The 8,396-nt window shown below is 52.4% G+C and carries 8 protein-coding genes, 2 pseudogenes and 1 other annotated feature; of the genes and pseudogenes, 4 read left to right on the top strand and 6 right to left on the bottom strand.

Annotated elements, in window-relative coordinates:
- Window positions 1–76: 76 nt before the first annotated feature.
- The 4 genes and pseudogenes from H7847_RS26220 to H7847_RS26205 all read left to right on the top strand — a co-directional run.
- Window positions 77–377 (top strand): annotated as a pseudogene (locus H7847_RS26220) (hypothetical protein); the annotation flags it as partial.
- Window positions 155–266 (top strand) — a sequence feature (AL1L pseudoknot). It overlaps the preceding pseudogene by 112 nt.
- Window positions 368–645, top strand: a pseudogene (locus H7847_RS26215) (integrase core domain-containing protein); the annotation flags it as partial. The pseudogenes H7847_RS26220 and H7847_RS26215, both read left to right, overlap by 10 nt.
- Window positions 646–2,116: 1,471 nt before the next feature.
- A complete protein-coding gene (locus H7847_RS26210) occupies window positions 2,117–2,755 on the top strand; it encodes a hypothetical protein (protein ID WP_227272614.1) in 639 nt (212 codons plus the stop codon).
- Complete coding sequence (locus H7847_RS26205) at window positions 2,755–3,627, top strand: hypothetical protein (RefSeq protein WP_227272612.1); 873 nt, start codon at window positions 2,755–2,757, stop codon at window positions 3,625–3,627. The genes H7847_RS26210 and H7847_RS26205 overlap by 1 nt, the downstream gene beginning before the upstream one ends.
- 260 nt (window positions 3,628–3,887) lie before the next feature.
- Here the strand turns inward: H7847_RS26205 and H7847_RS26200 are convergent, their stop codons facing one another.
- The 6 genes from H7847_RS26200 to H7847_RS26175 form a co-directional block, all read right to left on the bottom strand.
- Entirely contained in the window at window positions 3,888–4,631 is a 744-nt protein-coding gene (locus H7847_RS26200) for an ATP-binding protein (protein WP_227272611.1), read from the bottom strand.
- Complete coding sequence (locus H7847_RS26195; RefSeq protein ID WP_227272609.1) at window positions 4,621–6,186, bottom strand: Mu transposase domain-containing protein; 1,566 nt, start codon at window positions 6,184–6,186, stop codon at window positions 4,621–4,623. Before H7847_RS26195 ends, H7847_RS26200 begins: the two co-directional genes overlap by 11 nt.
- Window positions 6,187–6,354: 168 nt before the next feature.
- The gene (locus tag H7847_RS27330) at window positions 6,355–6,570 is read right to left on the bottom strand and encodes a helix-turn-helix domain-containing protein (RefSeq protein WP_227272607.1); all 216 of its coding nucleotides are present in this window, start codon (window positions 6,568–6,570) and stop codon (window positions 6,355–6,357) included.
- 417 nt (window positions 6,571–6,987) lie between these two features.
- Window positions 6,988–7,173, bottom strand: coding sequence for a hypothetical protein (locus tag H7847_RS26185; protein ID WP_227272605.1), 186 nt, complete (start codon window positions 7,171–7,173; stop codon window positions 6,988–6,990).
- 11 nt (window positions 7,174–7,184) lie between these two features.
- Window positions 7,185–7,745 carry a metallophosphoesterase gene (locus tag H7847_RS26180; RefSeq protein WP_227272603.1) on the bottom strand — a complete coding sequence of 187 codons (561 nt, stop codon included), beginning with the start codon at window positions 7,743–7,745 and terminating at the stop codon, window positions 7,185–7,187.
- Window positions 7,746–7,805: 60 nt separating this feature from the next.
- Window positions 7,806–8,396 (bottom strand): hypothetical protein (locus H7847_RS26175; protein WP_227272601.1); only part of this gene is annotated, 591 nt, incomplete at its 5' end.

Below are 8,396 nucleotides of genomic sequence, written 5' to 3'. Positions count from 1 at the left end.
GGCCGAGAGTGCGGGGCGGTCGCGTAGCGATCAAATGATCCGGGGGATCATTTGAAGGCCCAAACGAAGGCCTTGGATGAAGCAGGCCAATGAGATCCTTCGAAAGGCATCGGCATATTTTGCCCCCGCTCTCATCGCCGCAAGCGGCGACTGCCGCGCAGCGAGACGGAGCTCGACCGCCGGTCCAGGACATGATTGCCTTTATCGAGGAGCACCGCGACGCCATCGGGGTTGAGCCGATCTGCAAACACCTGCCGATTGCCCCATCCACGTTCTACGATCACCTGGCCAAACCAGCGAACCCTGACTTGCTGTCGGATCGGGCAAAGCGGGACAAGGCGTTGCGGCCAGAGATCGAGCGGGTTTGGGAAAGTTCCAGCAAAATGCCTTCATCGGAGCATTCAACGGCAGCCTGCGTGATGAACTGCTCAACGAGGAGATGTTCGACAGCTTGGATGACGCCTGCCGCAAGCTGGCGCTCTGGCGATACGACTACAAAAACGTCAGACCCCATTCATCGCTCGGCAACCAAACACCAGCTGAGGCGCGCCGGCGCTTGAGCAATCTGAAGGCCCCGCGCCCGACGCGCTTGCCCGAACCAACGACCAAGGATATGAAAAACAAACCCGCAAACTCTCGTTATGAATGAGGGAGCATCGTGGGGCAGGTCACATCGCAATCCTTTAGTTTGAAATGATCATGAAAAAGAGGCCGGAAAGAAGAACCCCAAAACCCGTAGTGCACGCGGCTACGAACTTTGTTCAGGCTTTAGGCCAGTCGTCATCATCGGTTCCAGCTTGAGTTTGTGATGTTGGTCGATGACCGAAATAGCTAGTGAAGAGATCAAAAAATGCATGGGGTTGTTTTACTGTTGCGATAAGAGTCATCTTCACCACAGGAAGCGGTGATCCCCCCCAAAAAAACGAAATGTCAAAAGGCTAAACCGCAAGCCTGCCAAATACAGCAGTGCAACATAGGGGATACAAGAGAGGAATGAGAGTAAGATGAAGCCGATGAATTCTCCGTATTCAATTTCTGACCTGTCTTTCTTGGTAATGACCAAATGGCGCTTTTCGATTTCCAGACACTTCAGATTCCTTTCCAGATAAAAAATGTATGGTACAAACCAAAGAGTGTTGCAGGAGCGCCGAGGACGCACCAAGTCGACATAAAGAGTTCCAAGAAACGGTCATCGACTGGCTCAAACAGATGAAGAGCGACGGCAGCAGTCAGGGCCAATAGTCCGCCAAAAAACGGAATTGCTCCCAGCATTTGTTTTCCAAAATTATAAGGGTGCCGTCGCCACCTCGCCGGCGGCAAGCCGCCTCTCTGCTGCATTTCACGACGATATGGCAACCATATCTGGCGTATATATAGATCATAGAGGTAGCAAAGAAGCCCGACCGTGATGCACAAAACCACCCAGGCCTCAATTGGTGAATTGGCTGGGGGTTGCGCCAAAAACAAATAACCACATAGTGAAAGGTGAATTGCGGAATAAAGCGTGGTCCAGAAAAAGTACGAGCACTTGCTTGCATACACTCACTACTTTCGGCATCTGATCGCAGTAACATTCAGCACCTAGTTTCATAACTAGTCGGCACCCGTTGAATTGGGCCTCGGCACCATAGCATGGTACTTCAATTGCCAATGCGGTCTCAACGCTGCAGCCATACACTCAAACCAAACCGGGTTTCGCCAACCGTTTCTTGCAAAAGGGTCTACGACAATACCGCTAGAGAAACGACAGTGACAAAAAAAATGTCGTTTGCCCAGTTTCAGGTTCTGGCAACAGGCAGTGCCTACAGCTGCCATCGACCTCTCGGGTTTAAAGGCCGGTCTAAGGATAATCACTCAAGCGGCAGCGCCTCATCTTCCGACAGCTTTGCCCATCGTGTCAGGAGAGGGTTGACGACCGGCGTTGAGCTTCGACCAAGCGTCTACGGCATGACTAATGTATCCGTCCGGTTTCCCCGCTCTTACAGCTGATGGAGAGTGTTGTTAGTGCCCATTATCGGTAGTGGACATCAAACACATGGGCTATGCACGGATTGTGGCCTGACGCTAGTATGCTCACAACAAACCATGGTCGATCTACTTGGAAGGCCTACGCCTGATGCTAAAGGAAAACGAAAGAGCTCCTCACATTCGAAAACTCGCACTGTCACCCCCAACCAAGGGCGCGAAATGCTTGTGTGTGTTTTTCGTTAGCCTACTTGTGAAGGCCGTCAAAATTCGCTCCACTATTACAATCGTCACAATGCTGCTTATGCCTAATACAGGCCACTCAGAAACTTGTCAGGATGCAGCCGATGCTTTCCTACCCGGTGGCGATTGGGGGATGGTGCGCAAGCAAGGCTTCGTCGAAGCCTATTGCGACATTCCACGTGTTGCTGAAGAGGAGCGGCGAACGAGAGAAGCGCAGCTGCGTTTCGAAGAACGCTACGGCAACTATGAACAATCAGTTGAACTCCTTGCTGAAGTAGAAAACGCTATCGTATACCTGATGCACGATTACGCAACCTACTCTCGGAATCTTGAAGTCTGTCGCATTGACGAGAGTGGTAGCACCGCTTCGATAACCGTAGGCGAATGCGATGCCTCATTACGAAATTTCCTATTCTCCCTTTCCGTACATCGAGACAGCCTTGAAAGGCTCCTCGACAAGGTAAGGAGTAGCCAGCTAGCTGACGAGACTAAAGCCGATCTATGGTATGAAATTGTTGAGATCATAGAGCTTCTTGAGCGGATATGATGTTAACCAATCTTCTTCTTCGCCGACTTCCATTCGGAACGCTGGTTTTATTGATTGTAAGCAGTGCGCTTTCTGCTCAAGAGGAAAGTGGTTCAGGTAATCCTGATATCCCGATAGAGCTTGGAGAGCCGAAAATTGATCCTTTAGATGAAGGGTCTCCAGCAGTAGGTGGTGGCACCGACCGGTCAGAACTTGATGACTACATCTATCGACCCACAACAACGCCAGAATTATTCGATGAAGAGGCCAGAGCGATACCTGCGCCCATCGAGATAGTTCCACTGGTGCGACAATCTGATTTGCCGAGCTTTGGCGACATATTGGCGGAAAGGTCAGCTGCACGCGAGGAGGAAAGACAGCGGCGCTTCGAAGAACATATGGCAACGAATAACTTCGTCTTTGTCGAAGTGCCAATCATGCTGATGATGATGGCAGATGATTTTAGAGACGCGTGGTATTTGGAGCAACGTATTCTACAACAGTCCTTTTCTTATGATACTTTGGAGCTTGATATGCGTGAAAATCGACTAATTTCCGAGTTACAGAGCACTCTGACGGACAGCGCTGAGACCTTGGGGACCGGAACAGAAAGAAATGGCAGAGTAACAACGGCCTGGGTTCCGAATGCCGTTTATCAAGCAGGCAACTATTTACAGCATATTGATGTACGCCTGCGCAGTATTACGGGTACCGGTTGTAACGCAACTGTCTCGGTGCGGACGCGATCTGAAGGATATTACGCACCACCAGGTGGTCAGTACGGAGAATGGGAAACGATTGAAGTTGGATTCATGGGGCCAGTATCATTTAGCGTTGATGTTTCTGCTGTAGGTGATTGCCAGCTCGCGGGTGAAGTGAGGTTTTTTGATTAGCGATTTGCGCCGTACGCGTGTGACTCATTGAATAGTTCTTTCAGCCGCTCCTGCCCGAAAGCTTACCTTCGACTTACAAAACCCAACCGCCGCTAAATCCGCATCTGGTAAGTTAGTGTGAGATGCGGCAAAGGTTTGGACTAGGTCTCCAACGACTCCGTGCCGGACCCCAACCTATACGCTCTTGATAGAATTACTGCCTCATTCGCTGAGGTTGAGGTGCGCGCTGCGTTGGGGAAGTCCAGCGCCGAAGAGCATGACTAAAGGTCCTCGAACTTGGCGTCGCGACGACGTAGCGACTCTCCACGTAGCTTGATGTGGTGCCGATCACGCGACAAACGGTCAAGCACAGCATCGGCGATCACAGGGTTATCAATAAACGAGTGCCAGTCGTTGTAGGGTCGCTGTCCGACGATGATTGTCGAGAGAGTTCCCGCACGATCCTCAATGATATCGAACAGAATTGATTTCTCGGCTTCGTTCATCGCTACTTTCCCAAAATCATCGAGGATCAAGAGCTTATACTTTGCCAGCTTTTCACGTTCTCGCAGGTAAACGCCGTCTTCAAGCGTCATCGTGAGACTATAGAGCAGGTCGGAGACCTTAAAGTAGCGGGACTTATGTCCTGCGCGAATGGCGGCTGTGGCAATGCAGGCAGCAATCCAACTCTTTCCAGTGCCGGTCTCACCGCTGATCAGGATGTTCCATGCATGTGGAATCCAACTGCATTTGAGCAATTCGCTCATAACTGCGGGCTTAAGACCACGTTTCTCTGTATTGATCAGCTCTTCGGGCGCTGCCCGAACCGGCAGCTTTGCTTCATTCAGCATGCGAGTGAGTCTGTTTGATGCGCGACGCTCTTTCTCCGCAATGAGTAGTGATGCGACCCTCTCAGCGAAGGCCATCTCGGTGAAGAGCGCATCCCCGGCTTGGCGGTCCAACGTATCGGCGAAGCCAGAAAGTGATAGTTCGCGCGCAAGCGCGACGAGGTGTTCATACTGCATCGTTATCACCCTCCGCATAGTAATCTGCGCCGCGAATGTTCTCGGTGGGTCTGCTGGGCGGCGATGGCTGATGCCGCTTCGGTTTTAACGGACCACGGGCGAGAACTTGTCGCAACGTGTCGGGGTCGATCTGATTTCGCTGGATAGCCTCACCACAGGCTGCATCAATGGTGTTCTTGCCATGGACTGACGCCGTCTCAAGCAGCCGTTTTAGCATATTGTATGTCGCCCTTGGGTTGCCATTTTTGTCCAGATGCAAAGCAATAAATCGTCCAAGGTTCGGACTATATCTGGCCCCCTGCTCAACCAAGTTGGCCGGGTTCTGACGCCACATTGCGCGATGGTTCTTTGGCATATGGGAAGGGTCGATAATGGGTCCATCGTCATCTGGTGTAGTGATCCGGCGGGCATGAACGGCCACAAGAGATGAGTCGTGGTATATTTCAACCGTGGCAGCGGTTAGCTTGATGCTTACAGGTTCGCCAATAAGACCAACGGGTACGCTATAGTCCCGGCCGTCAATGTGCACACGGTAGTGACGTTGCACTTTGATGCCTACTTTCCACACACCATAATCATAGGCTGTTTCTGGCAAGGCCCGAAGGCAACGCGCTTCACGAGCTTCAAACCGAACAGCACGGGATGTCTTCCAACGTCGCATCACCTTTTGGTTGAGGCGGTCCAGCGCCATCTGTAGCATTTCGTTCAATTCACCAATGGACCGCGGTTGCCGATCACGCAAAATACGCTGAAGATATCGTTGCGATAGTTTTACAATACCTTCTACGGCACCTTTGTCTCTTGCCTCACCGCCACGAGCCGGGTCAGGGGAGATGGAATAGTGATCTAAGAACGCTTGGAACTCAGGATTTATCTTTGCTTCTCGCCGTGGCCCCCGAGCGACATCAATTGCGGCTTTGAAATTGTCGAGGATGATGCGTTTTGCCGTGCCGTCCAGCTTTTGAAAGATGCGGATAAGGCCATAGATAGAGTCAGAGCGACGCTGACTTGGTATGATCCAACCAGCGCAATATTGACTGAAAGGAAAGTGGAGTAGTAGTAACGTGCACCTTATCTGTGTGCCACCTACACTGGTATAGCTAGGCTGGAAGCCCGCGAAGTCGATCTGCATCACTTCGCCCGGACGGTAGTCATGACGGTATTCCGGCGCATGCCGTTTCAAAAGCTTAGAAAGCTTTTTTGTAAAATGCGAATAACTCATATGCCGTTTTCCGTCACCGGGAATAGGCAGCTTCAAGTAGTAATCCTCGTAGTAGTCCAAAATATGATCACCAGTATGCAGAAGGTGCTGAACGGTCGCGTCCCAATCGGGCTGCAAGCATCTCGTCCGGCGAGGACCGGATGAGAAAAGAACATCGCGCAATTGCGCATCTGTCCTATTTGATATGCGCTCCAAGGTAAGTTCGTGTGCTTTGGCGCGGCGGCGCATTCTCCGCACTGTATCTCGGTGCTTGTTGAACAAGCGCCCAATCTCGGTGTGATTCATTGACTCGTCGAGCAGGTGTTCGGCTAGCCTTCTGATGTCTGATTTCATGTTATCCTCGTCGATGTCGCGCGACCCACAAGGCGCACGTGTTGGTCCGGCGAAGATGCCGGTCCTTGACATGACGACTGCTATCGAGGCATGATTTGTCGAGGTGACCAACCTGACAAGAACAACCAAGAGAGCCGTCGATATTTCGGCGGTTTTCTTATTTGGCGCTCATTGCGTGTACCTCTCGGGCCACAGGGTTTCAGGTTTGGTGTTTAGCGCAGAGGCGATTGCATGCTCGACATTGAGCGAGCGTGCTCCGGCGAGTACAGACGAAACGGTGGAGGGCTTCAGGCCTAGATCTCGTCCGATTTGGCTCAGTGACGTGCCGCGACTTCTTAGTTGAGCTTTTATCAACTCCCGCTTGCTGACGCTCGTCTCATCCATAATCAAACCGCCGACCTAAAGGTTGCTAGTAATGTCCTTAGTAGCCGTGGGGCCGAATTTTTTCAACCGCCCTCGCTTCGAGATTGCCCTTTAAGCATCTGATATGTTTAATCTTTATTTGGGATTAGACCGATAAGGCCAACCCTGGTGGGGCATAAGGTATAGTCGCAGGTATGCAAATTAACATGGTATATCTGGCTAATCTCGGTATCGCGCGGCGGGCAATGTTGCTTTCCGTTGGCTTGTAACGACGCTCGAAGTCCGCCCTGAAGTAAAGCTAGTTGGCTGGAAGACCAATCCCAACAAGGTGTCCTATACTCGGTTCATTTTTCTGAACGAACGAAGGGGATACTGCCAGTCTGTCAGCCGACACGGCCTGTGATGAACCTGATTCGGCACCGGACTCGCTCGACACTGTCAGCTTTGTTTGTGTTTGGTGGGAATTTCGCGCGTAAGGCTGGTGGCAGTCAGGCCAAGCAGATGCACCTTTATAACAAGCATTTCGTCATGCGTTTTGCGTATCTCTTCACGCATTTCGGCAAGCTCGTCGCGGATCGATTTCATGTTTTCCAGAAGCAGTTCGTTTGCAACGTTTTCAGCCATATCTCAGCCCCTCAGATGTCCACGTTGCGCTCGACATCCCGCCAGTGCTTGTTCTCGTGCAGTGTCTTCGCGCGCTGCGCGATGTCCCGGATTGTAATCGGTACGTAGCCCCAGACATCGGTGCCGACGTTGATCGCGTTCCTTGAGCCCATCCACTGGTTGTGGACATGCCCGAAGAGGTGGAGCGCGCCGCGTCTGGCTCGGTTCCAGGTGATCATCGGGTAATGGCAAAGGACTGCGTTGGGACCGCTTGCATCGGCCACTTCGGCCATGTGCGAGACGCTAGTCCAGGGAAGCCGCTGGGTGGCTTCACCATCGTGATTGCCGATGACTAGGTGTCGTTCCTTTCCCGGTAGGCGAGTGAAAATGTTGGTGAGCCATTTCGCGTCCTTCGCCCGGGGTCCGAATGCGAAATCGCCGACTACCCAAAGCGTGTCCTCTGGTCCGACCCTAGCTGCCAGATTTGCAAGCAGCATCGCGTCCATGTGCGAGGCGGATTCGAACGGACGGTTGCAATGCTTGATGATGCTGTCGTGACCGAAGTGTAAGTCGGCCGTGTACCAGATGGTCATGTTCGTCTCAGATGTGCACATACTTGCCTGATTTTGCAGGCCGGTTTCTTGGATCGGCGCTCAGGTCCTTTTGGCAGGGGCTGCCTCTCTGGAGAGGAAGCGGTCGATTCCGTCTCTCAGTGCCGCAGCGCGTGCCCGGTAGCTCTTAGACCAAACCGCTATTCCAGCATAGACACAGGCGATCAGGATCAGTGCGTAAACCTCGAAACCGGTTGTTGAGAAGGCATGATCCCCAAGACCAATGGCGTTGAGGAGGGTCGCCCATACGAACGCGCCAGGAAGTGCAAGCAAAACGCTGAGGCCAAAGGTGCTGATTAGTGTCGAAACTATGGACGTGCTTATGGTTAACTCGTCGCTGTCGTGAACCACACCGGTGGTGAAATTGGCGAAGGCCACGGGCCTGTTAGAACTTGGCCGCGATATCACAGCTACATCATGCGCCGGCTGCGCGGCCTCGAAGATGTCGCCTTGAAACCGGTGCTCCTTACCGTGCTCGTCACGGAGCCACAATTCTGGCGTCGCATTGATCCGTCCGTAGCCGGTTTGCCGATCTACCCGGACAGACTGCATCTTATCTCTGGCGGTCGTGACCGTGCCGCGAACTAATAGCAAATGAGCACGAGTGCCATTCATGTCCCTATCAGTCCGAGA

It is taken from the genome of Roseobacter weihaiensis (genome assembly GCF_020622345.1).
GTDB classification, from domain to species: Bacteria; Pseudomonadota; Alphaproteobacteria; order Rhodobacterales; family Rhodobacteraceae; genus Roseobacter; species Roseobacter weihaiensis.
This window is presented reverse-complemented; position numbering and strand designations above follow the sequence as displayed.

Coding starts and splice junctions, on each gene's coding strand:
- H7847_RS26210 (WP_227272614.1), top strand. CDS start 2,117: ATGCTAAAGGAAAACGAAAGAGCTCCTCACATTCGAAAACTCGCACTG.
- H7847_RS26205 (WP_227272612.1), top strand. CDS start 2,755: ATGTTAACCAATCTTCTTCTTCGCCGACTTCCATTCGGAACGCTGGTT.
- H7847_RS26195 (WP_227272609.1), bottom strand. CDS start 6,186: ATGAAATCAGACATCAGAAGGCTAGCCGAACACCTGCTCGACGAGTCA.
- H7847_RS27330 (WP_227272607.1), bottom strand. CDS start 6,570: ATGGATGAGACGAGCGTCAGCAAGCGGGAGTTGATAAAAGCTCAACTA.
- H7847_RS26185 (WP_227272605.1), bottom strand. CDS start 7,173: ATGGCTGAAAACGTTGCAAACGAACTGCTTCTGGAAAACATGAAATCG.
- H7847_RS26200 (WP_227272611.1), bottom strand. CDS start 4,631: ATGCAGTATGAACACCTCGTCGCGCTTGCGCGCGAACTATCACTTTCT.
- H7847_RS26180 (WP_227272603.1), bottom strand. CDS start 7,745: ATGACCATCTGGTACACGGCCGACTTACACTTCGGTCACGACAGCATC.